Annotated in this window: 19 protein-coding genes; 16 read left to right on the top strand and 3 right to left on the bottom strand. The window is 69.4% G+C overall.

All coding sequences use genetic code 11. The features are described from left to right. The first annotated feature begins 74 nt into the window (after positions 1-74). The 12 genes from ACH4S7_RS31805 (at position 75) to ACH4S7_RS31750 (ending at position 10,068) form a co-directional block, all read left to right on the top strand. A complete protein-coding gene (locus ACH4S7_RS31805) occupies positions 75-1,409 on the top strand; it encodes a hypothetical protein (RefSeq protein WP_398524825.1) in 1,335 nt (444 codons plus the stop codon). Positions 1,410-1,556: 147 nt separating this feature from the next. After that, a complete protein-coding gene (locus tag ACH4S7_RS31800) occupies positions 1,557-2,639 on the top strand; it encodes a hypothetical protein (RefSeq protein ID WP_398524824.1) in 1,083 nt (360 codons plus the stop codon). Positions 2,640-2,721: 82 nt separating this feature from the next. After that, positions 2,722-2,889 carry a hypothetical protein gene (locus ACH4S7_RS31795; RefSeq protein ID WP_398524823.1) on the top strand — a complete coding sequence of 56 codons (168 nt, stop codon included), beginning with the start codon at positions 2,722-2,724 and terminating at the stop codon, positions 2,887-2,889. A 165-nt stretch (positions 2,890-3,054) separates the two neighbouring features. Continuing rightward, the gene (locus ACH4S7_RS31790; protein ID WP_398524822.1) at positions 3,055-4,887 is read left to right on the top strand and encodes a pRL2-11; all 1,833 of its coding nucleotides are present in this window, start codon (positions 3,055-3,057) and stop codon (positions 4,885-4,887) included. A gap of 199 nt (positions 4,888-5,086) precedes the next feature. Continuing rightward, positions 5,087-6,142 (top strand): hypothetical protein, encoded by a 1,056-nt coding sequence (locus ACH4S7_RS31785; RefSeq protein WP_398524821.1) that lies wholly within the window; start codon positions 5,087-5,089, stop codon positions 6,140-6,142. Further along, positions 6,123-6,476 (top strand): hypothetical protein, encoded by a 354-nt coding sequence (locus tag ACH4S7_RS31780; RefSeq protein ID WP_398524820.1) that lies wholly within the window; start codon positions 6,123-6,125, stop codon positions 6,474-6,476. The genes ACH4S7_RS31785 and ACH4S7_RS31780 overlap by 20 nt, the downstream gene beginning before the upstream one ends. Before the next feature lie 283 nt (positions 6,477-6,759). Next, on the top strand, positions 6,760-7,014 hold the full coding sequence (locus ACH4S7_RS31775) for a hypothetical protein (RefSeq protein WP_398524819.1): 255 nt from the start codon (positions 6,760-6,762) through the stop codon (positions 7,012-7,014). Continuing rightward, positions 6,983-7,510: a DUF6879 family protein gene (locus ACH4S7_RS31770; RefSeq protein ID WP_398524818.1), complete on the top strand. Its 528-nt coding sequence runs from the start codon at positions 6,983-6,985 to the stop codon at positions 7,508-7,510. Before ACH4S7_RS31775 ends, ACH4S7_RS31770 begins: the two co-directional genes overlap by 32 nt. Positions 7,511-7,537: 27 nt before the next feature. Then, positions 7,538-8,389 (top strand): helix-turn-helix domain-containing protein, encoded by an 852-nt coding sequence (locus tag ACH4S7_RS31765; RefSeq protein ID WP_398524817.1) that lies wholly within the window; start codon positions 7,538-7,540, stop codon positions 8,387-8,389. A gap of 96 nt (positions 8,390-8,485) precedes the next feature. Next, entirely contained in the window at positions 8,486-8,668 is a 183-nt protein-coding gene (locus ACH4S7_RS31760; protein ID WP_398524816.1) for a hypothetical protein, read from the top strand. A 44-nt stretch (positions 8,669-8,712) separates the two neighbouring features. Further along, entirely contained in the window at positions 8,713-9,123 is a 411-nt protein-coding gene (locus ACH4S7_RS31755; RefSeq protein WP_398524815.1) for a DUF6415 family natural product biosynthesis protein, read from the top strand. Positions 9,124-9,549: 426 nt separating this feature from the next. Continuing rightward, entirely contained in the window at positions 9,550-10,068 is a 519-nt protein-coding gene (locus ACH4S7_RS31750) for an RICIN domain-containing protein (RefSeq protein ID WP_398524814.1), read from the top strand. 88 nt (positions 10,069-10,156) lie between these two features. Here ACH4S7_RS31750 and ACH4S7_RS31745 read toward each other — a convergent pair whose 3' ends face one another. Continuing rightward, entirely contained in the window at positions 10,157-10,384 is a 228-nt protein-coding gene (locus tag ACH4S7_RS31745) for a hypothetical protein (RefSeq protein ID WP_398524813.1), read from the bottom strand. A 1,039-nt stretch (positions 10,385-11,423) separates the two neighbouring features. On the opposite strand from ACH4S7_RS31745, the gene ACH4S7_RS31740 reads away from it, so the two are divergent. Next, positions 11,424-18,860: a LamG-like jellyroll fold domain-containing protein gene (locus tag ACH4S7_RS31740; RefSeq protein ID WP_398524812.1), complete on the top strand. Its 7,437-nt coding sequence runs from the start codon at positions 11,424-11,426 to the stop codon at positions 18,858-18,860. Positions 18,861-19,362: 502 nt separating this feature from the next. Here the strand turns inward: ACH4S7_RS31740 and ACH4S7_RS31735 are convergent. Continuing rightward, positions 19,363-19,668, bottom strand: coding sequence for a hypothetical protein (locus tag ACH4S7_RS31735; protein ID WP_398524811.1), 306 nt, complete (start codon positions 19,666-19,668; stop codon positions 19,363-19,365). A 557-nt stretch (positions 19,669-20,225) separates the two neighbouring features. Continuing rightward, positions 20,226-20,711 carry a peptidylprolyl isomerase gene (locus tag ACH4S7_RS31730; RefSeq protein ID WP_398524810.1) on the bottom strand — a complete coding sequence of 162 codons (486 nt, stop codon included), beginning with the start codon at positions 20,709-20,711 and terminating at the stop codon, positions 20,226-20,228. A 279-nt stretch (positions 20,712-20,990) separates the two neighbouring features. Here ACH4S7_RS31730 and ACH4S7_RS31725 point away from each other — a divergent pair, with 279 nt between their 5' ends. The 3 genes from ACH4S7_RS31725 (at position 20,991) to ACH4S7_RS31715 (ending at position 23,801) form a co-directional block, all read left to right on the top strand. Then, a complete protein-coding gene (locus ACH4S7_RS31725) occupies positions 20,991-21,467 on the top strand; it encodes a hypothetical protein (protein WP_398524809.1) in 477 nt (158 codons plus the stop codon). 519 nt (positions 21,468-21,986) lie between these two features. Continuing rightward, a complete protein-coding gene (locus tag ACH4S7_RS31720) occupies positions 21,987-22,616 on the top strand; it encodes an RICIN domain-containing protein (protein WP_398524808.1) in 630 nt (209 codons plus the stop codon). Positions 22,617-23,168: 552 nt separating this feature from the next. Then, on the top strand, positions 23,169-23,801 hold the full coding sequence (locus ACH4S7_RS31715; RefSeq protein ID WP_398524807.1) for an RICIN domain-containing protein: 633 nt from the start codon (positions 23,169-23,171) through the stop codon (positions 23,799-23,801). Positions 23,802-23,934 lie beyond the last annotated feature (133 nt).

Here is a 23,934-nt window from a genome sequence, read left to right as displayed (position 1 = left end):
TGCTGCCTGTCTGGCGTGGGTTCTTCAACCGAATTCGATGGAACACAAGAGTGGTTGCCCGGAATGATGGCTGCATGCCCGTGATGCTGACCGACATGCCGACCGATCGCCTGGACGCGCTGATCAAGCACCCGTTTCACCGGGATACCGGTGAGCGGCTGGTCGGTCTCATCAGCGACCTGCGTCAGTGCTCCACCCCGGAGGACTTCGCCGGCTTTCAGCGGCAGCTGCTCGTCGCCACCCTGGCCGCCAGCGAGGCACGGGCGCAGCGGTCCCGGGTGATCAAACGACTGATGAAGGGCATCCGCCTCCCGGCCGATGCCCCCGAACTCGCCGTCGGTGACCAGCACGACATCGAAGCGTGGCGCCTGGAGTCGGACGTCCTCGAACGGGTCGGCCGGCAGCTGCGCTCCATCGGCGACGCCATGGCCTGGCGCGCCTTTGCCTACGACCGCCGTCACATCCTCGCGCTGCGCCGCAGTGAGGCGCCGGGTCCGATGACCCTCAGCAAGGAGGGCACGGTCCACGAGATCCAGTTCGCCGAGAAGGAGTGGAGCGAGCACCGCCGCTTCGCGATGCTCCACGATCTCACCAACTGCCTGCGCATCGGCGACGTGACCGTGTTCGACACTCCCCGGGCGAACGGCGAGCAGGACATCCTCCTGTATGAGCTGAAGAAGAACCCGAAACAGCAGGGAGGTGCGCAGCTCGCCCGTACACGGATGGCGGCTGACGCCCTCCGAGTGAATGGGCCGCTTCCCGGCCCTGGGAACGCCCACCTCTTCGACACCGGCATCCCCTACAAAACCCACCTGAACACTCTTTGCGACGCCTTCGCCTTCGCCCACAGGGAGGGCCTGAAGACGATGCGGGTGCCCGGACAGCGCGGCCTGGTCGCGATGGACATCTCCGCCGCGGGCAACAGGTGGGAGCTGAACGAATCCATCCGGCAGCTCGAATCGGCCCACACGGCACTGCTCCGCCGTACCAGACTGACCGGGCGACATATCCGCTTCGGCAGCGGGGACCAGGCTGCCCGCAATACGGTGCTGGCGCCATGGGCCATCTACCCGCTTCAGCCTGCCCAGTGCGCCGGCCTCATCGCCGACGTTCTGGTCTTCACCGTCACGACATCCTCCGACTGCTTCATCGAGGAGATCCGCAAAAACGGACTCGATGCCCGCTGGGTCCTTCCCGAAGGCGCCGAAATGGGACCGAGCCAGGTCATCGCCGAAGTCGAGGGCTACGGGCGCCGCATCACGATGACGAGATGGGAGATCGAACGCCTGCTGCTGGAGCTGACCGACCTGCCCACCTGGGCAGAAGGGATCAAGCAGCTCCTTCGCCGAGGTCCGGCCAGCGGCCAGCCCTGGCCGCACTTCACCGACGAGCACCGGATATGGGACTGACGTCGACTGCAGCCACACCCCGTGGAACCATCCGTGATACTGACAGGCCAGCACCAGTGAGTCGTGGCTAGGCTCCCGGGCATGACGACTTCCGCCGCCGACTGGTTGCCGGATCACCAGCTCCACGTCGTGGCCACCCTGGCGCATGTGGACCAGTTGATCGACCGCGTCACCCGCCTCGTCCACGACTACACCGAACAGGGACCGCTCACCCTCACAGAAGTCCTGGACGGCGATCGAGCCCACACCACAGTGACCGCCATCGCACCGATCCCCGAGGTGATACCCCGCCTCATCGCAGACGCCCTCACCCAGCTCCGCGCCGCCCTGGAACACACCGTCTACGCCGAGGTCGAGCACCTCCTGGAACGCCCCCTCACCGACCAGGAGGCGCACTGCATCGACATGCCCGCCTGCACAGAAACACGCGCCTTTGAAACCTGGCTCGCGCACGGGCGCCGGAGAACCCTTGCACCACTCGCTGCCAGCGCCCCACTCGTGAAGCGCATCCGAACCCTGCAGCCCTTCGAGCGCCGGGACTTCGAGGACCACCCGCTGCGGCTCCTGGCCATGCACACCAACCTCGCCAAGCACCGCACCCCGGCCGTCGCCGCCACACGTCTCGGAGCGATCCATACCGACCGCCCACATGAGGCCCTCACCGTTGCCCTCCCTCTGCAGCGCAACCCCCAGCCCGGCCACGGGCTTCCTCTCCGGCCGGGGGACATCCTGGCCAGCGGCCCCCGCTACGCCCGGATCGAGATATCGATCTTCTCAACCGTCTCCCTGCAACGCCCTCACACCGGGAAATGGGCCATAGCGCTGAAGGAACTCGGCTACCTCGAAGACTGGGTCCGCACCACGGCCATCCCCATACTCATCACCGGATCCCGCCAGAGCACGCCGATCCCTCCCGGGCTTGACATCACAGTCGGGCACATCGACCTTCGCCATGCCCTGCGGTCTGCCGACACCGTGACCGCGGCGGAACGAGGCAACCTCAGACTCATGGCCGCCCAGATCCGGCTCGAACTTCCTGAGATTCTCTCCATGCCTCCCTCAGACATAGGCGCGGAAACGATCAGGGCATGGATCTCGTCCCTGGACGACTCAGAAGTTCTGAGCCGGATGGCCCGCCTCCAAGCGGCTTCTTACTCGTCGGCAATGTTGCGCTACATCGAGGAACTGCGTTCTGAAGCACGCGTGCATCAGAAGCAGGCTCCGCGATAGACACAACCGAACGCCCGCAGAGTCGACTGACGACCACAGCTCGGACGCCGTACCTGAACTGAGAAAGCAGTTGTGGGAGGGCGTGGTGATTCTCGGGGGCGGGCTGACGCCCGGCCAGAGGGCCGCGGTGCTCGCGGTGGCCGGCGCGGCCCGGCTCGCCGCCGACCTCCACGGCTACGGCGACTACACCGCCGATCTGCCCGTGCTGACCGCCGTGATCGACCACGCGGTGACGGCCGCGGGCGGCTGACGACCAGCACCGGGCCGCCACCGTCCCACCCGGCCCAGCCGATTTTGTTATCCACAAGTGCCCCGGGATTCGCCGGAATCTATCCACAGGTCCCCCGTTTACGGTCGTGTCCGCTTCTGGGTATTGGGTGCCCGGAGTAAACGGCACGGGCGAGAGGGCACGACCATGGGGCAGAGCAAGTTCGACCGGCAGGTGGAGGAGATCGCCGGGTCGCTGGCGGTCGGGATCGGGAGGATCCTGGCGGGGCGTGATCTGGACGGGGTGCGCCGGACGGACGCCACGTTCTGGCGGGCCGGGACCCGCATCCTGCCGAAGACCGAGGGCCGGGTGCCCGCCCGCTCGTACCGGGCCGGGTGGCAGCGCCTGATACCCCGCCTCGCGGTACTGGGCGGCCTCGGCGCGGGCGGCTACCTGACCACCCGGGACCTCGATGCCACTGCGGAGAGCGTCCAGAGCCTCTGGAACAACCCCGGCCCGGTCCTCGCCGCGCTGGAGACGGGCGGCGTCAACGCCGCCACCGCCGCGGCCGCGGGCGGGATCCTCGGGCGCGGGCACCGGGAACTGCGCCGCGAGTGGATCCACCCGCTGCACCAGGCGCTCGCCGGCCCTTTGGGGATCGCGGAGCAGACCGACCCGCGCCGCTACCTCCACATCCCGCACAACTTCAGCGACGACGACGCGGAGATACGGGTCGATCTGCCGGTGCATCTGCGGTTCTCCCGCGACGTCGTCGCCGACATCGTCACCCAGAAGCTCGCCCTCGAAGGGGTGTCGTTCTCCTGGCACCCGGCCGGGGCCAAGCCCCATGTGCTGGTGAAGAAAACCCGCAAGCCCCCGGCGAAGGCCGCCTTCAAGGACCCGAAAACGCGCGAGCTGGTGGCCGCCGCGAAGGAGTCCGCGCCGGTCATCGGCATCGGATCCGGCGGCCGGGTCGTCTCCGTGGACCTCGACGCCGAGTCCCCGCACATCCTGGTCAACGCCCCCACCGGCGGCGGGAAGTCCGTGCCCCTGCGCACCATCGCCTGCCAGATGCTCCACCACGGCTCCCTCGTGTTCGTCCTCGACACCAAACGGATCTCCCACCCCTGGGCCCACGGCATCGACGGCGTCACCTACTGCCGCGACATCGCCGACATTCACGACCAGCTCATCGAACTCGGACAGACAGGCCGACTCCGTACCTGCATCGCCGACGAACTCGGCATCGGTGCCGACCCCCACGCGATCGGGCCGCGCCTGCTGATCCTCCTCGAAGAGGTCAACGCGACGATGAAGCAGCTGGCCCGCTACTGGGAGAAGACCCGCGAGCCCGGCGCCCCGAAAGTCTCCCCGGCGATCGACGCCCTCAACGAGATCCTCTACATGGGCCGCCAGCTGCGCATGCACGTCCTCCTGGTCGCCCAGTCCGCCACCGCCCGCGCTCTCGGCGGCCCCGAGGTACGCGAACAGTTCGCCACCCGCATCCTCGCCCGCTACAGCGTCAACGCCTGGCGCATGCTCGCACCCGAAGTCCACCCGGCACCCAAATCCACCAAGCATCAGGGGCGCGCCCAGGTCGTCAGCGGCGGCACCGCGCGGGAGACGCAGGTGCTGTTCTTCACCGAGGCCGAAGCCCGCCAGTGGGCCACCACCGGCACGACGGCCACCGGCGGCGGCAGGGGAACCGGTCCCGCACGCGGACGGAGCGAGCCCCTCCCGCCGGCTCTCTCACCGACACCCGGACCACTACGACGGCCACGGCCCCGGCCGCCGACCGTGACGTCTCCGCCGATGCACGGTGCCTCCCCACTCCGGCCGACGGCGTGGCCGTCGTCCCGACGTTGTCGCCCGCGGCCCCGGCCGATGACGACCAGGCGGTGGGCCTGCGCGAGGCCCACCTTCACCATCTGCCGGACATCACCGTCGCCGCGCTGCGCTTCGCCCGCGCCAACGACTCCACCTTCCCGGGCTCGGTCGGCAAGCGGGGCGCCGAACTCCTCTACCGCGCCGGTGACCTGAAGAAGTGGGCCCGCAACCGGCCCCGCGCCGCCACGGGCGGCACCGGCCTCGACTGACCAGCGGCGGGCGGCGGACCGGGAAACCGGCCCCCGCCGCCCGCCGAAACAGGACCTGTCCGCTTTCGCCGACACGATCCCCCCACCTGGAGAACACCCGGTTCACCAGCACCAGCACCAGCACAGAAACGGAACACCGCCCCATGAACCCGATGAAGAAGACCGTGCTCCCGAAGATGCTGAGCTTCTCCGCACCCGACCTGCGCGAGCAGATAGAAGCACTCCCCGCAGGGACAGCGCTCATCGGCATCAGCACCACCGGCCGGGCCATCGCCGTCGACCTGGACGCCGAGTCCCCCCACGTCCTGGTCTGCACCGCCACAGGCGGCGGCAGCACCACGATGCTGCGTTCCCTCACCGCCCAGTTCCTCCACCAGGGCGCCCACGCCCTGGTCCTCGACCCCCAGCGCATCTCCCACCTGTGGGCCAAAGCCCTGCCGACGGTCACCCACCGCGGGAACATCGCCGGCATCCACGATGCCCTGGTCGGCCTCGCCACCGAACTTGAGCGCCGCCTCGACCTCGACGGCGACCTCGACGGCGTGCCGCGCCTGATCGTCGCGATGGACGCGGCCGACGCCACCGTGCGGCAGCTCGCCCGCTACTGGAAGACGTTCCGGCACAAGGATGACCCGCAGATGTCCCCGGCCATCACCGCGCTCCAGGACACCCTCTGGTCGGGGCGCGCGGCCCGCGTCCACGTCATCCTCGACGGGCACCCGGCCGGTGTCCTCGGAGCTCAGGTCCGCGAGCAGTTCGCCACGGTGATCCTGGCCCGGTTCTCGGCCGACACCTGGCGCAGGCTCGCACCCGTAGCCATGCCCGCCCTGAAGCAGAGCAGGCACCCCGGCCGCTTCCACGTCATCCAGCAGGGCACCGTCCAGCGAGACGCAGGCGATCGTGATGACCGACGCCGAAGTTGTCAACTGGCTCACCGACCCGGACGACACCGAGAGCTGACCCCAGCCAAGCTGCGGGCCCCGGGCGCACACGTGTGCGCCCGGGGCCCGCAGTCTGCTCAGGTTCGTATCGTCCAGCGACGCCGCGACCCTGGTGTCACACCGCAGCCAGCTGCGGCACTTCCAGCACCCCGGCGACCTTCCGCGCCAGCTCCGCGACCTGCGGCGGCAGGAAGCTGTCCAGGGAGTCGACGTCGTCGCACAGCCGGGCCCGAAGCCCGTGCAGACACGCCTCGGTGAACAGCCGCTGCTCATCGGGCTCGGCCATCAGCCCGCCCTCCGCGTACCCCTGGCCGGCTCGGTACGACCGCCGCGCAGAGGTGTCGGACTCGGGCGGATTCGGCGCAGCGAGCATCCCGGCGACCTCCTGCCGGTCCGACTCCCGCGGACCGGCTGCCCGGCTGCGCTGCTGCCGGGTCTGCAGGTACGAGGCGAGCGTGTCCGGGAGATGTCGGTGTGCTGCTGGCAGTACGCGGCGATGAGCATGGACGCCATGTCCATGGTGTCCGAGACGTCCGTGGCACGGATCAGCGTCATTCGCTTCCAGTCGCGCGCGATGTCCGGCTCCGTATAGCGCAGGACCTCCTGGCAGTTCAGGGCGGCCTCGGAGACGAGCTGGTGAACCGCCTGCCGCAAGGGTTCAGGCATCTGCGTGTCTTCCATGCCCGGCACGCTAAAGGCGCGGCGCGGGCAAACACCGTAGTCGCGGCGCTCGGTCACCCGGACGGATCAGGCACCCGTCATGGTCACCGCCGAAGGCGCCGCTCCCGGTCCGGCGAGAGGCCCTTGACGCCGACTCCGGCCTGCGGGACGGTCGGTGCGCAACTACCCGCAACTGGCTTTCACCGGAGGGGATCATGGCGTTACTTTTCTTCGGGACGGACCCGGAGTCGGGTGGAGGGAACTGCCCGGCGGTGTGGGTGGACACCGACACCGCGCAGGGGCCGGAACTGGTTCTGCAGGGCAAGTCCGCCGATGCGGCGACCCGGGCCGTGTGCAGTCAGGACAGTCCGCCCGCGGACGACGAGGGGATCGTCCGGATCCCGCTCAGCATGGTGGATCAGATCAGGAGGGCGTGCGATGCCGCAGAGGCCGCCGGCCCCCGGCTTTGAGGACCTCCTCGACTCCGCCCGGCGGCACGCCCTGCACCTGGAGCTGCGGGATGTGTACGCCGTGGGGGAGGAGCGGGAGGTCTACGACACCTTCCTGCGCGACGGGAGCGTGCCCGCGGACGACTCGGTGTACTGGAGCGGGTGGCTGCCGCTGGTGGAGCGGACCGTTGCCCGCGGGGTGGAGGTCCGGCGGGCCCGGGTCGTGTCCGAGCCGGTCACCGACTACATCCGCTTCGAGCACGCCATCACCGACGCCAACCTCCGCGCCGGAGAACAGGTCCGCTGGCTGCCCCGCCGCCGCGCCTCCACGCTCGCCCTGCCGGGCAACGACTTCTGGCTCATCGACGACCAGGTCGTGCGGTTCAATGTCTTCTCCGGCGACGGCGAGGCCCTGGAGCCCGACCATACCGAGGACCCCAGCGCGGTCAAGCTGTGCGCGGAGGCGTTCCGTACGGTGTGGGAGCTGGCCACCGAGCACGCCGACTACCGCATCTGACCCGCGCACCTCAAGGGCCGCGACTTCATGACGACCGCTTCTCCTTCGTCCAGCGCGCAGTCGGCGCGCGAGGCGCTCGCCGTGCGGCTCTCGCACCTGCGCAAGGACGCCGGCCTCACCGGGAAAGAGCTCTCCGCCCGGTGCGGTTGGCACCCCGCGAAGACGACCCGCATTCAGAAGGGCGACGCCCTGCCCTCGGACGCGGACATCCGCGCCTGGTGTTCGGCATGCGGCGCGGACGACCAGGCCGACGACCTCATCGCCACGGCCCGCGCCGTCGACTCCCTGTACATGGAGTGGCGCCGCCTCCACCGCAACGGGATGCGCCAGATCCAGCAGGACTGGTACGACCTGCACGCCCAGACCCGCATCTGCCGCGTCTACCTCTCCAACCTCCCGCCCGGCTTCCTCCAGACCCCGGCCTTCGCCACCGCCCTCATGACCCAGATCACCCGCTTCCAGGGCACCCCCGACGACGTCACCGAAGCCGTCGCCGCCCGCATCGCCCGCTCCCGCTTCCTCTACGAAGGCGGCCACCGCTACCTCATCCTCATGGAGGAGTCCGTCCTGCGGTTCCGGACCGCCGACCCGGAGGCGATGCGCGGTCAGCTCCGCCACCTCCTGGCGGTGATGCCGCTCGCCTCCCTCTCGCTGGGGATCATCCCGTTCACCGCGCAGCGCACCGTGTGGCCGCTGGAGGCGTTCTACGTCCACGACGACACCAGCGCCGTGGTGGAGACGCTCACGGCGGAGATCAAGGTGACCCAACCCCGCGAGATCGCCGACTACCTCAAGGCGTTCACCGGCCTCGCGTCGATGGCCGTCTACGGCGATGACGTCCGCGCGCTCATCGCGGCCGCGATCGACGCCCTGGAGTGAAGTTCCGCAATTTCCCGCAACCCCGTTGAGGACGGAACCGAAGCCTCCGTAGTGTCGAAGTCACCGACGGACCACCAGCCGGAGAGGCGGGGCCGCATGCGCGCACACCACGACACCACCGTCCCGGCCACGGAGGGCCGCGGCCTCCAGCCGCCTGCCCACGGCGTCCCTTCCCCGGCCCTGATCGCCCGCGCGGACCGCGGCTTCGCCCGGTTCCTCGGCCGGCACGGCGAGGACCAGGACGCCCGGCCTGACGGCAGCGAGGACCCCCAGCGGTGACCGCCGGCCACCCGCACGAGACGCTCCCGGCAGCGAGGCCCGCCATGCACTCCAGCAGCCACACGGTCCTGTACGACCCCGACGGGCTCATCGAGGCGGAACTCCCGCTCGACCGCGAACCGTACGAGAGCCTGGTCAAGGCCGTCCTCGCGTGGACAGGCGAGGACGGCCTCGCCGTACGCGACTACGAGCAGATCGCCCTCCAGCTCACCGGCCACGCCCGCGCCCTCGCCTCTGACGTCCGGCGCCGCGCCGACCAGCTACCCAAGAGCAGCGGGCCCCGGGCACTTGCCGACGTTGTCCTGCGCGAGGCGGAAGACCGGCTGTCCGCAGCTATCGAGGGCACCGTGGACTGCGTCCAGAACCGCGCCCGCTTGGTCCGCGCCCTCTACGAACGCCTGGACCGCCTGGAGGCCGCGCTCGCCCCGGAGAGGGTTGCACCGAGCGGGGGCTGAACCGTTGTCTGGACGGTTGCCTCCGGCGGCGGACCGCAGGTGTGACCGAAGGTCGCCCCCCTTCAGACATCGCCCGTTCTCGCAGGTCAAACCCGGTGGGCAAGCCGTTTCCGGACGACGACACCTCTTTCCACGCGCTAGCCCTGGAGAAGAGGTCAGCTCCGACCGTGGGGGCCGGCGGCGGCGCGATGGGCACACGTACCGGTATGGCGCGTCAGCGGATCCGGTGGCCGGTCGTCGTGGACCGGGCCCGGGAGGGCAGCGCTTTCCCGCCGCGGGTGGGCCGGGTGGCCGGTTTGGTGTTCTGGGCAGCGGCCGTTGGGGGTCCCTACTGTGTGGCGGACATGTCGTGTGCCCGGCCCCGGGCGAGGACCAGCGAGAGTTCCGCTCCCTGTCGGGGCCGCGGCCGAACAAAAGGGGGAGTACGTGGCACAGTTCCGTGATCTCGACGAGTCGCATCAGGCTCCGGACGGGGAGCTCTACATCGCTCTGGCGTCCCATCCCACGCTGGTGTGGGACATGCCGCGCTTGTCCACCGTGCCCGGCACCGCCCCGATCATCCACACGCGCAACAACGGCGCGAACCAGCGGTGGCGGTTCGAGGTCGATCACTACAGCGGCAAGTACACGTTCTTCTACATTGTCAACGTGCACAGCGGCCTGGCCCTGACCGTGCACCCGGACCGTACGATCACTCAGCAGCCCAAGGTGCCATACGAGCAGGGAGGCCGCCGGCAGCTGTGGGCCATGGGCTATCCCGGCTTCTACGGCAGCACCTTCGAACCGGCCAAACCCTCCCAGCCACACCCCACCGGATCGAGGGGCACCCGCCTGCGCATGCTCGAACACGACCCGGTCGACGCGTCCCCCGCCTCCGGCACCCTGATCGCCTTCAGCCAGGGGGCGGCCTTCGAGACCGGCTGGACTTTCATCGCCGCCCCCTGAGCCTCATCGGCGGCGCCCGGAGCCTGAGCCCGAGGCCGCACGCACCAGGGCCCCTGGGGAGACCAGTCCCCCCCCCGGGGGGCCGGGTTCAGGGAGTCGGGGGGAGTGTGATGTCCGGGCAGTGCGCTGCGGTCACCCCGGCTGCGGCGCTCCACAGGACGGCTCCGCAGATGTGGTAGTCCGGGGCGGGGGGCGCGGTCACGGCGTGGGCGGGGCCGGCCGGTGTTCCCAGGAACAGCAGGCAGGCCGCGGCCGTCCCCGCCCCGATGCGCTGAATACCCCGGATCGCTGTCTGTGCCCGCTTCACGGAAGTCATGGCCCGAGAGTAGAGGGGTGTCCCCGGTACCGGCCGGTGAACGACCGCTGTACCCGCCCCTGCGGGCCGTGGCTTCACTCTTCTCGGCGGCGGATCGCCGGTATCCGCCCGCCCGGACGCGAAAATCCCTGCCATGAGCGCTGCCCTGCCCGCGCCGGTACCGCCGCGGCCGGTGCGACCGGCGTCTTTGACGCCCCCTCTGGACCGCCTTGCCGAACACGCCCCGGCCGCCCGCAGTTCACACGGCGGGGGAGCGGCCCCGGGACCCCAGGAATTTCGCGAACCCCGTGCGATGCCCCTGCCCTGAGAACAGGGCATCGCACGGACATGTGTGGGCCCTGGGCCGGGATGCCGCCGGCCCCGGGCAGCGAACCGGCCCCGGGCGCACGGCGCGCCCGGGACCGTTTTCTGCGGTGTTCACGACACCGCCCACGCCGGTCCGCCTGCCCCGGTGTCGCTGTGGGGTTTCGGTTGGTGCGGGGGTGGACGGGTGGGGCTCGGTGTGCGTGGGGGGTTGTTGGTTTCGGGCGGTGGGTTCAGGTCGTTGTCCGGGAGCCGGAGGGTCCGTGCGGGGAGGCGTGGTCCGGGCTGAGTGAACGGCAGCCTGACGGGCTGTTCTGGAATTCCGCGCCTGGCGGGTATGGGGTCTGTCTCCGGTGCGGTTGGTTGTTCGGGCTGGTGAACCTGCGGAGGGGGATTGGTCCGCTGCCGTGTCCGGGGGGCCGCTACCTGCCGGGGCGCGCGGGGTTCTTCCCGAGGGGACGCTGCGTGGTTCTTCGCGTATGCGGCAGGTACAGGCCATTCCGCCGTCGTGTGGCAGCGGTCCCGTTTTCTGTTCGATTTCCGGTGAGGCCGGGGTGTGGTCTGCTGTGCCCGACCTGTCATGACCTTGTCTTTGCCCGCCTGTCGCCGGGCCCGCTCCCTGCTCCCCGGGAACGGCGGGCCGTCTTTTCCTGCCCGGCCCCTGCTCCAACCCGCCCGCCCCGTCCCCTCTCTTCTGTCTGTGGGGGTGCGGGGCTGTTTCGAGGACGGATGGCCCATGAGCACCGCTGATCAGAGTCTGGTGAAGATCTACAGCGACCGCACGTACACCCATACGACGATGGTGCGGCATCAGGGCACGGTGATCGCGTTCGCGGTCGATGACGCACGCAGGATCGTTTACTCGGTCCTCGACCTGTCCTCCTTCGACGAGAAGAAGGGGGAGCTGGACGTCGCGTACTGGTCGGAGAACCCGGCCGAGCTGCCGTTCCCCGGCGAGGTGGTGAAGGTCGGCTACGCGGTGGCCGGCTCGACGGCGATGCCGGTGGTGAAGAAGGGCAGTAAGACCGAGGCCGGACCGGCGGATGTCCTCACCCTGGAGGAGATTGATCCGTTCCTGTCGTCGACGGCGCGGCTGACCGCGCCCGATGCGCCGTTCCAGGTGATCTCCGACGGTGCGCACGTCGTGGTGCTGCGGCAGGCGATTCTCCGGGGTCACGCGGACGCGGTGTTCGCCCTCGCCGACGGTGTGGGCTCGACGGGGGACGGTACCCGGGCGGATGTGGTGAAGACGGGTACCCCCTCGGTGTCGGCGCCGGTGGTGGACGGGACGCTGCTGTGTGACCGGTTCCTGCTGGTCGGCGGTCGGCTGAAGCCGGTGGCGGAGGTGCGGTTCAAGCGGAGTCGGCACAAGACGCGGCCGGCGTCGGCGAAGGACAGCCTCGGGCCGGCCGACATGGACGGGAAGGCGTTCTTCGAGCCCACCCAGGAGCTGGACCTGATCCGGAACCTGACCGGGGGCAGGTTCACCGCCGTCCTCACCCCCACGGCGGTGCAGGGGCAGCAGCGGTGGCAGTTCTTCGCCCACAACAGCGCCACCAACCGGATCGACTCCTTCAACATCGAGCAGGACCCGGACGGCCTGTTCAACACCCAGGGCAGCCGCTACTGGACCAGCCTCGACCCGAAATACCGGGGGTCGGTGTACGAGCGGGCGCCCGGGATCTGCCCGTTCACCAGCCTCCCCCTGGTCCCCGTCACCCCCGACATCCCGCACCCCGAGACCGCGCTCCAGTTCAACGGCACCACCAACTACCTCAACCTGGGGGACGCGCCCAAGCTGAAGTTCCAGGGCCGCGCCTACGCGGTGGAGGCATGGGTCAACCCCCGGACGGCGGGCGGCCCGGTCCTCGCCCGTGGATCCGGCACGGCGGGCCAGGGCGGCTTCCAGTTCCGTATCACCAGCACCGGCCAGGTGGCACTCGACCACAGCGGCGGCACCCTCACCTCCCTCAAGAACATCCCCGCCGGCACCTGGACGCACATCGCCGCCTCCTTCGACGGCACCACCGCCACCCTCTACATCGACGGCGAGTTCAGCGGCGACAAGGCACTCCCCACCTCAGGCGACGGCACCGCGCTCCTGCACATCGGCGCCAAGCCGGGCGGCCCGTTCTACAGCGGGACCATCGACGAGGTACGGATCTGGAACCGGCCGCGTGGCCGGAGCGAGATCGCCGACGCGAGCCGCTACCGGCTGATCGGCAATGAACCCGGCCTGGCCGCCTACTACCGCTTCGACGAAGGCAGCGGCACCACCGCCTACGACCAGACCGACACCGCCGCCCACGCCAGCCTGGACAGCGCCCGCCTGTGGGTGACGTCCGAAGCTCCCGTCGGCGAACATCCCGGCGTGCGCCGCGACAGCTTCACCCTCACCGGCCGCGACATCGTCTCCGGACTCACCTCCACCCTCTACTACCAGCAGGAAGACGCGGTCTCCGGCTACCAGGACACCCCCAAGCCCGCCAAGCACAACGCCCGCGTCCTGCTCGCCTGCGCCACCCGCCCCACCGGCAACACCGCGGCCGACGCCCACATCGCCACCGTCGACCTCGGCGTCGGTATCGACGGACGCCTCGCCGACATCCCCGACGTAGTCACCCTCGCCGAACTCGGCCGCCCCGTCGAGCAGACCAGCGACCTGGTCAGCGCCCAGCAGCAGATCCTCACCGGCATCGAACAGCAGGCCGCCGCCATCCAGACCGAGATCAACTCCCTGACCGGAGAGAAGACGACCCTGGAGCAGGCGATCGCAGCATCCAACAGCGCCGTGGCCAGCGACCCGGCACGCTGGGTCGTCAAGCTCTCCGCAGCGGGAGGCCTCTTGGGGATCCGCTCCACGAGCTCCAGTCATATGGAACGGATCGGACTGGTGGAAAGTGGTTCCCCTTACACCCGATGGCGGCTGGTAAGGGCCGGGTCCGGTTCCCTATACGGCAACCCGACCTACGCACTGGTCTACGACAACAATCCGAATGTGGGCGTACAGGCCATCCAAACCCCCAACTTCGGCGTCGCCACCGAGTTCCGGCCCCTCAACACCTCGGACGTCAATCAGCAGTGGTACGTCCGGGGCACATGGAGCAGTGGTGTGCAGTTCCAGAGCGTGGGACAGAGCACCTGGATGAGTCTCCTGCCCTTCTGGCAGACCACCAACGACCAGACCGCGATCACCTATACGGTCGAGAGGGTCGGGGTCATCCCCGACACGACACTCCAGGCCAAGGTCGACCGGCTCGCTGTGGTCAATCCGCTCCTCGATCAGCGCAAACGGGAGCTGATCGCGAAGACGGCTGAGATCCAGCCCGCGCGGGAGGAGCTGGCTCGCCGTACCGCCGCGCTGCTGGGTGACTCCGACCTGGTCCTGCCCGTTCCCCACATCGCCGTCGACATCAACGGCCTCAGCAGCGCGGGCGCCCTGCTGAAATTCGCCCGCAGCGCCGCCACCCCCGCCCTGATGGACAGCGCAGCGGGCCGGGTCGCTCTCTACTTCCAGGGCGCCAACAACCAGTTCTTCGCCGCCTACCTCGACACCTCGGTGCAGCGGGGTGTGCGCCAGATGGCCGGCGGCGGGCAGACCGTGCTGCTGACCGCCCGTGACGCGGGTGTGGACCTGGCGGGTACGAGGATCGAGGTCACCGACCACACCGTGGACGGGGCGGTGGTGGGCCGGCTGTGCGACCTGACCTTCACCCGGGGCACGGCCAGCGAGACGTTCCGCGGGCTGCCGCGCGTGGCGCGGGAACTGGCGGCGGTCGTCAACGGGAACACGGACGAGGGCGTCCCGGTGGGAACAGTGGACAGGGTCCAGGACCGTACGGTCACCCTGGCCGCCGGTACCCCCGTCGCGCTGCCCGCCTCCGGATACGTGCGGATCGGGGACACCTTCCACCAAGTCGCCACCGCCGTGAACCTGGGCGCGACCACAGTGACCCTGACCGCCGAACCACCGGCCGAGTCGGTGGGCGCGATCGTGTCCCTGGTCCGCTACGACCCCTCCCTGGCTACCGCCTCCCGCCCGGGGGCCTCGCTCTCCGGCGGGTCGCAGTGGGTCACCGTCAGCGCGTCCAAGGCCGATGTCCCGGTCGCCAACTGCACCGCCACCGCCCTGGTCCCCGGGCAGGGGCCCCGCTGGCGGGGAGACTCCCCAGGGCGGGCGTTCGCCTTCGACGGCAAGGCCCAGCGGCTGTCCCTGCCGGCCGCCCGGCTGCCGCAGGTCACCGCACCGGCCGGGGACCTCAGTATGGAGACCTGGGTCCTCCCCACGGTCATCCCGTCCCCGGGGGTCAGGCTGATACACCTCAACAGCGCGGGAACCCGGGCTGCGCTCGCCCTGGCACAGGGGCCGCTGGACGGCGGCATGCTCCTCGACGGCACCGACGACGCCATGAAGATCGACGGCGCCGACCCCACCCAGACGGACTTCACCATCGAGTGCTGGCTCAAACGCGCTGCCAACCGCGCCGTGGTGGACACCATCGTCGCCTGCTCAACCAACGGCCTCGCCGTGGGGTTCACCGCCGACGGCAAGTTCAGCTTCGGCTTCGGGTCCGGCACCGCCACGCAGACGCTTACCACCACGGTGGCCTACACCGACAGCGACTGGCACCACTGGGCGGTCACCTTCGACCGGACCAGCAAAGTGCAGGTCATCCACCGTGACGGCGTGGAAGTCGCCCGCCGTACCGCCACCGCCGTACCCGCGGCCAGTACCTTCCTGATCGTGGGACGTGCCGATGGCGGTCCCGGCGGGTTCTTCTCCGGAGGGCTGGCCGAGCTGCGGACATGGAACACCGCCCGCACGGCGGCCGACATCAGCACCGCCAGGACACGCCGGGCCATCCCGGGCGAGGCCGGCCTGACCGGCGCGTGGATCTACGACAGGACCGCGCAGGACACCACCATCCCCGACGCCCAGTGGCTCTTCACCGACACCAGCGGCAAGGGCCACCACGGAGGGGTCTGGGGAAGTCCCGCGATGAACGAGTCCGCGATCAAGGGCTACCGCGCGCTGGCCGGCGCGGGCGACAAAGCCCGCATGAGCCGGGAGGTCTATCCCGCGGGCCAGTGGGCCCATCTCGCGGCCGTGTACGAGGAGTCCTGGGCCCTGCGGTTCAACGGCTCCTCCTGGACGGAAACCCCCGACGCCGACGCGCTGGACCTCACCGAGGACCTGACCATCGAGGTCTTCGCCCAGATCGACTCGATCGGTATCCGCCAGGGCCTCGTCTCCAAGGGCCAGCTCGGGGACGGTGAGAGCGGCAGCACGCCCTATCAGCTTTCCATCCTCCCGGGCGGCAAGCTGGAGTTCGCCTTCGAGGAGCCGGGCTCCGTCATCAGGCGCTACACCTCCACCACGGCGGTCACCAACGGCTTCCACCGCCTCGCCGTCGTCCGCAAGGCCGGCAAGTCCACCGAGGAGATCAAGGGCACCAAGAACATCACCTACAAGGACGAGAACGGCGTTAGCCAGACCAGGACCGTCGATGTCATCGACCGCGTCGACACCAAGACCTGGGACGACATCGTCTTCGTCATCGACGGCACCGAAGCCGGCACCGGCCGCTACACCGGCCCCGGGCCCCGAGGCAACAACGGCCCGCTGGAGATCGGCCGCGCCCGGCAGGGCAGCAGCGCCCGCTACTTCTGGGGAACCATCGGCGAGGTACGCCTGTGGGCCAAGGCCCGCGACACCGCCCAGCTCGGCATCGCGGTCCAGCCCCGCGACGAAGGCCTGATCGCCCGCTGGACTTTCGAGGAGAACACCGGCAACACCACCACCGACGCCATAGGGGGTTACGACCTCAAACTCCGCGGCGCCCGCTGGACCACCGACCCCAACCCGGGCGCCTCCTCCTTCACCCTCTACCGCAACGGCACCCCGATCCCCGCCGACACCCCCACCGGCAGCCCGCTCGGCGACTGGGGCGGCGACCAGCTCACCCTCGGAGCCCGGAAGAACACCGGCGCCACCTACGACCAGTTCTACGAGGGCGTCCTCGAAGAAGTGCGCCTGTGGCGCACCGCCCGCACCCCCGAGCAGATCCTCGACAGCCTCTTCACCCGCCTCAAGGGCAACAAGGAGGACCTCCTCGGCTACTGGCCCTTCGACACCTCCTCCATCGCCACCACCTCTGAGGCCGCCGCACTCCAAGACCAGTCCCTGCGCGGCAACCACCTCGACCCCGCCACCACCAACCCCCCGCTCACCCTCTCCACCGCACCCGTCTCCACCGACACCGCCGCCGTCCGCTCCGCCCTCTCCGGCATCCGCACCTCCTTCCACGAACTCATCACCGCACCCCCCACGGCAACCGAGTACGCCGACCTCCAGTACACCGCCGCCGGAGAAGCCCAGGGCGTCCTCAAACGCGCCTACACCCACCTCAAGGACGGCACCTGGCACCTCACCACCGGCTACAAAGTCGGCAACCTCATCAGCGAATGGGTCAGCCAGATCCAGTACGACCCCCAGCTCATCGGCTACATCGAAGGCGCACCCCCCGTCCCCTCCGAGAACCTCACCTCCACGGTTCATGACCCCGAGGGCTGCTCCAGCGTCACCTTCCGCCAAGCCGAAGAGGTCACCTCCACCCTCTCCTCCGACACCGAGAAAAGCGTCAACACCGCCTTCAACATCGCCGCCGGACTCGACACCGACGCCCAGATCCTCATGATCACCGCCCCCCTCGGTATCGGCACCGCACAACCCCTCGCCAGCCTCAACGTCAAGGTCCGCGCCGGCGGCAGCTTCGAATTCTCCAACGCCTGGACCGACGAGACCACCGTCTCCCAGGGCACCACCACCGAACGCGACACCACCGCCACCCTCACCGGCCACTGGGAAGACCCCGCCAAGATCCTCAACAAGGCGATCGGCCGCCGCTACGTCCCCGCCAACACCGGCTACGCCCTCGTCCAGTCCGAGACCGCCGACGTCTACGCCCTGCGCCTCACCCACACGGGCACACTGGTGGCCTACCGGATGCTCCCGAACCCGGACATCCCCAAGGACTGGAACATCATCGACTTCCCCCTCAACCCCCAGTACACCAAACAGGGCACCCTGGACGGCGGGGTCGGCTTCGACGAACGCGGCAAGGTCCTCGACCCCGCCTACCCCAACGCCCGCCAGCGCGGGGACTACAGCTACTTCAAACCCCGCGAAGCCTACGCACTCAAACGCCGCATCCTGCGCGAGCACCAGGAACTGGAGAGCTACTACGCAGGCGTCTCCACCGACACCGGCGACAGCGACCCCACCGGCGACCGCGCCAAACGCCTCCTGGAATCCTTCTCAGGCCCCCTGCCCCCCGCGCCGGACAAGAACCCCCCGGACCAGGCCACGGCGGCCTTCGCCAACCGCAACATCGCCAACACCTACGTCTGGACCGCCGACGGCGGCTTCTTCGCCGAAACCACCGGCACCGTCGACGTCGTCACCCAGACCACCGGCGGCTCCTACAGCCTCTCCGGCTCCGTCACCCTCGGCCTGGAAATCGGCTTCGAAGTCGCCGGCGTCGGCGCCGGCTTCCAGATGGACGCCTCCATCGGCGGCGGCATGACCACCACCCGCCACCGCTCCAAGGAATCCACCCGCACCCACAGCCTCGACGTCGAGTGCAACCCCACCCGCGACCTCCAGCAGTACGACACCACCGGCAACCCCCGGTACGACACCAAGGGCGAACCCATCCTGGCCCCCGGGAAGGTCGACGCCTACCGCTTCATGACCTTCTACCTCGGCCAGGACAACACCCACTTCGACGACTTCTACAACAAAGTCGCCGACCCCACCTGGCTCGCCAACAGCAACGACGCAGCCGCCGCAGCCCTCCGACAGGCCCGCCAGAGCGACACCAAACCCCCCTGCTGGCGCATCCTCCACCGCGTCACCTACATCTCCCGCATCCTCCCCGCCATCCCCACCGCCACCACACCCCCACTCGACAAAGCCCTCCGCGACATCGACATCCCCAGCAACTACCAGCTCATCCAACGCCTCGACCCGTACACCTCCACCGCCACCGGCTCCCTCGGCGAACTCACCACCGCCACCCGCGACGCCCTCACCACCCACCTCCCCCAACTCCTCCCCCACGCAATCGAGATCACCCAGTTCCTCGCCGACTACTACGGCATCAACGACTGACGCCACACCGCGCGGCGGGCGTTCTTCTCCGAGCGCCCGCCGCAGCACTTCACGCTGCCGGTACAAACCCAGAGCTACCCGCCCTACAGCCCGTCATTAGTTCACGACGTGGGGGAGCGGCCCCAGGAGGCCCGGGCCTGCACGAACGCCAGTGCGATGCCAGGCTCTGAGCAGCGGCATCGCATCGCCCTGTGTGTGTAGGCCCTGGGGCGGGCTGCCGCCGACCCCGGGCAGTGGAACAGCCCCGGGCGCGCAGCGTGCCCGGGGCTGTTTCCGCCGTGTTCACGACGCCGCCCGCACCGGCCCGGAAGCGGCGCCAAGAGTGTGTTCTCTCACCCGTCGCCGGGGCGCTGCCCACCCACCCACCCACGCGGCCGGCCGGCCCCTGGCCCCTGACGAGCTGCTGGCCACGGTTGAGTTCATGGTGCAGACCCTCGCCGCGGCCGGCGACCCTGGGCGCGAGCTGACGTACGGCGGCCTTCCCGGGCCCCAAAGGGTGTCTCTACCGGATGACGATGTTCAGGGCCATGAGCGCCGTCAGCACTGCCTTGTCCTGGTCCGTGTTGCCGCTCCTGTAGGCCACCCCGGTTTCGCCGTCCTCGCTCACGACCTTGAGCCCTGCCGGGATGAACTTTCCGCCGCGGGCGACGATCACGGGCCGGCCGTCGCGGTACTCCAGCGCCAGCGTTGCCACGCCCTCGGGGTCGACTTCGGAGGCCGGTACCAGTGCCGGTTCCGGGTGTGTCACCGGCTCGGACGGCATCTGCACCCGGGCGGGACCCTTTGAGCTGGGTGTGGACTCGGACATGTGGCTCCCTATTCCGGTCGGCCGGCACGCTGTCACCGATCCTGGACCCTCCCATGACGGAACGGCACCAGACCATCGTCCCGGGGGCTGGACTGTCTGTCGAAGACGCCTCCGCCGCTGAAGCGGTCCCGTCTCCTTCGCGGCCGGAGCCCGGCCGGATCTGCCGGCCGCCGGCCCGGCCGGAGTACGTGGTCCGAGTGCGGCGCCGGGGCGGTGATGGCCAACAACCGTGCGGCTGCGGTGTGAAGACTGAGGCCCGGCTGTTGGCGGCGGGCGGCGCCGCCGAGCGGCCTTGCCGCTGGAGCCCTTCGGGTCCGCCTGGCAGAGATGATCTCGTCCGGCTGCTGGTGACCAGCGTCGTCGCCGATGGTGGCCGTCAGCCAGTGTTCACCTGACCTGACCTGACCTGACCTGACCTGACCTGACCGGCAGATCCTCGCCCTCGCCCCGGGCCACCACCTGGATCCCCGGGCTCCCCGTGACCGCGGTCCGGGTGCGGGGCCGCCCCTGCCTGTTGGGCAGGGGCGGCCGGGGCTGTGCGGTGAGCGGGAGGTGTTTCAGCCGACGCGCTTGGCGGAGGTGATGTGGATCGGCTGGACCGGGACGCTGTCCATGCCCAGCTTGTTGGTGGTCTGGACCGAGGAGATCGCGTCGGCGACGTCGATTCCCCTGACGACGGTCGCGAAGACGGCGTGGCCGGGCCGGGAGTGCGCGAGGACGCGGGTGTTGTCGGCCAGGTTGATGAAGAACTGCGAGGTGGCCTCGCTGAGGGCGCGGTGGCCCATGGCCACGGTTCCCCGGGCATGAGTGAGCCCGTTGCCGGACTCGTTGAGGACAGGACCCCGGGTGGGCTTGGGAGTCATCTTGTCGGTGTAGCAGCCGGCCTGGGCCAGCATGCCGGGGATCACCCGGTCGAAGACCGTGTCGTCGTAGAACCCTGCGTCGACGTACTCGAGGAAGTTCTTCACGGTGTTCGGGGCCTTCTCCTCGTCGAGGCTGAGCTCTATCTCCCCGAGGGTGGTGGTCAAGAGGACGTTCGTCATGGTTTCCCTTCCTTCCCTGCCTGATGGATTTCTTGATCATCTCAGGAGCCGGGACCGTGCTCTCCTGGAACTCCACCCAGGACGACTCACCCGGAGAGGGGTGGTGGGGATGTGGGTTCGCGCCACCGCTCGGGGAGCTCCTCCGGGGAGGCATGGTGCGAGCAAGTGTGCTGATCGAACACCACAGGGGCGCCTGCCCTCGCGACTGCTACGTTGTGCCTCCGCGCGACTACCTTGTGTTGCGAATGGAAGGGTTGAACCGTGCCCAAAACCCTCAGAATGACTCTGCTCTCCGCCCTCGCCGTCGCGCTCCCCGCCGCCGGCCTGGTACCCGCCTCACCTGCCGCCGCTTCCTCCACCGCCGCGGCAGCCACCACCTGGTCCTGCGCCTCTTCGGCCTGGCGCTACCCGTCCCCCGACCACGAGGTCAGGGCCATGCTCTGTCTGGGCGAGAACCTCGGCCAGCTCACCCCCAGTCTCACCAGCGAGTGCAAGGCGGGAGACTCCTGGGGCTGGAAGTCCGCCCAGTGCAGTGCCAGCAACCTGGCCTACCGCCTGACCGCACCCAACGGCACCGTCTACAACGGCACCCTCCCCAACGGCACCGGGTACTACTGGGACATCTACGGCACCACAACGCACCCATGCGCCGTCGGGGAATGGACCTACGAACAGACATCCACCCACTCCTTCAATCTCGACGCCTCGGGAGACACCTCACAGACCCAGAAAATCAACGTCGCCGCCTGCTCCTGAACACCCCGCCCCACCAGCATCGCCCGGCGAGCCGCTCCGCATCACGGACAGCGGCGACCGCCCCGCCGAAGCTCACGGCGACACACCCCGCCCAAGCGCTCAGCCGGAAACGGGAGACAGGACCGGACCGGACTCCCAGCCCATACGCGCCTCAGTACGACGCGGCTGCTCACAGACCACGGCATCGCACTCGCAGAAGCTGTTTCTCTCTTGTTTCCGCAGGTGGCGGGGCTGGGTTCGGGAGAGATCGTCACGTGTCGTTCGGGTGGGCGTCCGGGTGACGGTGAAGCGTTCGGCATGTGTGGTGGTGGGGTGGCGGGATATCCGGAGGTCTGCTCCTGGCGGTGTGGTCCGGGTCGGACGCGTGTCCCCGGGTTCACACGAAGGAGAGGGCTCCATCCCCATTCTCACGGGGAGTTCATTCGTCACACTTCATACCAGCGCGGTGGCGGGCGGGGCGTCCCGCCTCCTGGCCGGCAGGCCGCCGTGCCTCCTTCTCTGGTGCAGGAGAGTGAATCCATGCTTTCTGTCCGTTCGCGTGCGGTCCGGGGCGGTCTTGCCCTGGCCGCTCTCGCCGTCCTCGGGCTCGGTACCACGCCTTCCGCGAGCGCGTCAGCCCCCGCGGTGACCGCCCAGCCGTCGGGACCGAGGGCGGCCAAGGGGGTCGTCGGTGTCTACAACATCCGTGCGGTCCACTCCGGGAAATGCCTCGCCCCGGAGGGGAACAGCACGGGCGAGGGTGCCGCCATCTGGCAGCAGCCCTGCGACGGGCGCCCCTCCCAGCGCGTCAGCCTGTGGCTCTTCGGCAACGTCGAGGGGATCGACTACCACGCATTCATCACCGGCTCCGGAAAATGCTGGGACGGCAACGTCTTCACGGGGCCCGCGCCCGCCCCCATGCTGGAGTACGTGATCCGCACGACGTCCTGCAACTCGTACTGGAAGAGCATCGCCTTCAGCCTCAAAGACGGCCATCACCCCTGGGGAGGGAAGGTGATCGAGACCCACGGCGAAGCGGAAGGTCTTAGCACTGTGTGTCTGCACGTCCACAACGCCTCGACAGGCGACGACGCGGGCCTGCTCACCCAGTTCTGCAACAACCCCGGCGCCGGAGCGCGCAACGACTCCTTCGAATTCATCCCGGTCTGACCGTCTCGCCCAGCGTACGCTCGCCGAGGACATCGGTCTGGTGTACTCGGCGGTTCGCTCCCACCGGTGGGTGGCCTCGTGCTGGTCGGCCGCGCACCGGCCGGCCAGGCTGCGGTTCACCGTCCACAACAAGGATCCTGGCCGACATCCCGAACGAGCGTGAACGGCTCGAGGCGCCGACTACCGCGTCCAGCCGCCGAGCGCCTCTGGCACACCAACCGTGACCGATACCCACGGGAACAGGCACGGTTGTCTTCGTCACCGGCCAATCATCCGGTGACGAAGACGCCCAGTGCGGGGCGTGCGGTGGTGTTTCGTTCAGACGCTGGTCCTGGCGGTGACCCAGGTCCGGTATGCGCCGGTGTTGGTGCGGCGGGTGGGGATCGCACACGCGTTTCCGGGTTCAGTCGAAGGAGACCGTCTGCGGGTGCTCTCACCAGGGGTTTCGCTCGTCATACTTCATATCTCCGCAGCGTGAGGCACGGTGTTCCGCGTGTGCCGGAGTGCTGTTGAGTTCCCCTCTCTGCCCTTCCTGTGCCGGAGTGTGAGCCCGTGTCCTCTTCTGTTTCTTCTTCCCGGCGTGCGGTCCGTGGCGTTCTCGCCCTGATCGCTCTCGCGGCCCTCGGTGCCGGCGCGACACCCACCGCCGCCGCGCCCGCGGGCCCTGCCCCGGCCCCGGCCCAGCGCGCGGCGGCGGACCCGGTGTACGTGGGTGCCTACAACGTCCGCGCGGTCCACTCCGGAAAGTGCCTGGCCCCCGAAGGGGACAGCGCGGGCGAGGGGGTCGCCATCCACCAGCAGCCCTGCGACGGACGCCCCGGCCAGCGCGTCGGCCTGTGGTCCTACGGCGACTTCAGGGGGACGGTCTACTACGCCCTCGTCACCAACTCCGGACAGTGCTGGGGCGAAAGCGACTGGGTGGGGCCCGTCCCCGTGAGGGACCTCGTGATCCGCACGAAGTCCTGCAACACGTACTGGAAGCGGATCGCCTACTCCCTTCCCCAGACGCACCCCTGGGCAGGGAAGCAGATCCTCACCCTGGTCGATCCGTACGAGGCTCCCAGCCCTCTGTGTCTGCACGTCCACAACGCCTCGGCAGGCGACGGCGCGGGCCTGCTCACCCACCCCTGCAACAACCCGGGCACCGGAGCACGGAACGACAGCTTCGAATTCCTCCCGCTCTGACCGTTCCAACCTCCGGCACGCCCGGCCTACAAGACCGGACCCCGTGACTGCCGCTGGTCCGCTACCGCTGTAAGGGCGGGCTCCTGCCGGGCGTCCTGCGCACGGGTGCGGATCGGGCGGTTCTGCTCCGTGT

Source organism: Streptomyces sp. NPDC020965 (genome assembly GCF_044333555.1).
GTDB lineage: Bacteria > Actinomycetota > Actinomycetes > Streptomycetales > Streptomycetaceae > Streptomyces.
The sequence above is the reverse complement of the archived record's forward strand: the minus strand, read 5'-3'. Positions and strand labels throughout refer to the sequence as shown.